The 1,935-nt window shown below is 47.2% G+C and carries 3 protein-coding genes; 1 reads left to right on the forward strand and 2 read right to left on the reverse strand.

What is annotated here, in order from left to right; genetic code table 11:
• Window positions 1–101 precede the first annotated feature (101 nt).
• Window positions 102–302 (reverse strand): type II toxin-antitoxin system RelB/DinJ family antitoxin, encoded by a 201-nt coding sequence (locus Q0628_RS10610; protein WP_073323312.1) that lies wholly within the window; start codon window positions 300–302, stop codon window positions 102–104.
• 233 nt (window positions 303–535) lie between these two features.
• Window positions 536–1,651 (reverse strand): tRNA-dihydrouridine synthase, encoded by a 1,116-nt coding sequence (locus tag Q0628_RS10615; RefSeq protein ID WP_298770863.1) that lies wholly within the window; start codon window positions 1,649–1,651, stop codon window positions 536–538.
• Between the two features lie 105 nt (window positions 1,652–1,756).
• Between Q0628_RS10615 and Q0628_RS10620 the strand changes: the two genes are divergently transcribed.
• On the forward strand, window positions 1,757–1,935 hold a 179-nt coding region (locus Q0628_RS10620; RefSeq protein WP_298770865.1), incomplete at its 3' end, for an HU family DNA-binding protein.

Here is a 1,935-nt window from a genome sequence, read left to right on the forward strand (position 1 = left end):
TGGCCAAAGCTGTTTACACTACTCAAAACATTGCAATGTTTACATAAAAAAACCGTCCCCATCGAGGACGGTTTTCCACAACGAATTAAGCAAGAAATTTTTTAGTCTACACCCTTCGCCTGAACCACCTTTCCCAGCGGTTCAAACGAATGACCCTTGACATCAAAGGGCAGGCGATCTTCGCGAATCGTCATTTTCACGAACATGTTTACCGCAGCCGAAACAGTAATTCCAACGGAATCACAGAAAGTTTCAAACTTTTTCTTTGTTTCGTCTTCCATTCTTACGCTTACTATTGCCATAGTTCTTTCCCTTCAAAAAGCTTTTTTAACAATAGTTTATTTTTTTCACGTTGTCAAATTCGCAACGATTATTTTTTTCATACAAAATAACATTCGTTTCGCAATAAATTTTGCATGCACGCCCAATTGTCATACATTGTTAATACAGATTATTTTCCACATCTTTCTTTTTCACAAAAAAACTGCTTTTTTAACAAAAGCAGTTTATCTAAAAAATTTCATATAAAAATTATTTACCTTCCGGCAAACTGGTCGCCAAACTTCAATTCGGTTTCTTTGGCTCCATTCAGATTTATCAAGCGATTCGGATCAAAGCACATTGATTTCACAACACCATTTCTCAACACCTCAAGGCGCTCAAAAAATTCTTGCGGAGTCTGCGCAGTAAGCAACGTCTGTCGCACATGCATACCGACTTCGTCACCACATCCTTCTTGGCAAAAGCCCTTGCAGAGTCTTGCGCCCAACTGTTTCAGGCGGCCTAGCGCCCCCATTTCAGTAGAGCCGTCTTCAAGTTTGAACTTGTAGTAAAGCGGGAACACGTCGAGTGCTTCCATCGCAGTAATTTCATGTGCGGGCTTACCTTCCCAGGCATCGGCAATCTGTCCGAAAATCCACGGGTTGTGCATGGCGCCGCGGCCAATGGACACGCCCGACACACCATAGGTTTCAATGCGCTCGCGGGCTACTGCCACACTGTTCACGTCGCCGTTGCCAATCACGGGAATTTTGGCCGCGGCCGCGACCTTGCCAATCCATTCCCAGTTGGCAAGGCCGTTGTACCCCTGCAAGCGGGTACGGCCATGCACCGTGAGCATTTCGACGCCTTCGCCCTCAGCGATTTTAAGCGTTTCCATCACGTTAATGCTCTGGTCATCCCAGCCGATTCGGCACTTGAGCGTCAGCGGAATATCAACACTCGAAGAATCCAGTGCAGCACGAACGTCATGCAAAATCTCCTGCAGGCGGGGCAGGTCGCGCAAAAGGCCTGAACCGCTTCCCTTCCCCGCCACCTTCGGTGCCGGGCAGCCCGCATTCACCTCGATAAACTCCGGATGAAGGTTTTCGGCTATCTTTTTAGCGGCAGCGGCCATCTTGTCTGGGAACCGCCCAAAAATTTGGACACCAAAGGGGCGTTCTTCAGGAAAGAACTTCAGTTGCTTGTGGCCATCCAGGCAAAAAACGGCATCGCCGTCCGTCGGAACGAACTCCGACACCAGAAGTCCCATGCGATTTTTCGACAAAAAACGGCAAAGTCTCCGGAACGGAGCGTCTGTCACCCCATCCATGGGACTCAGTATCGTGTTCGGAAAAATCTCCAAATTCCTGAGCTTGAAACTTTTCAACATATTAACAACATTTATCCACAAAGATTCCGCAACAAGAGCCCCAAAAAAATATTTAATTTCATCTTGACCGGTACTCTAACTCTTTGATAAACCTATATTTAGGGCGTGGCAAATATAACTAAACAAGCACTGATTCAAGAAATCGCCAAGTCCACCGGATTTGTGCGCAACGACATCAAGACCGTCATCGAGCAGTTCCTCGACCTTCTGGGTGAAAAGCTGATCGAAGGCAACACGATTGAGATCCGCGGCTTCGGCACCTTCGCCTGCAAGCCCCGCAAGGC

Origin of the sequence: uncultured Fibrobacter sp. (genome assembly GCF_937877005.1) — a bacterium.
Lineage (GTDB): Bacteria > Fibrobacterota > Fibrobacteria > Fibrobacterales > Fibrobacteraceae > Fibrobacter.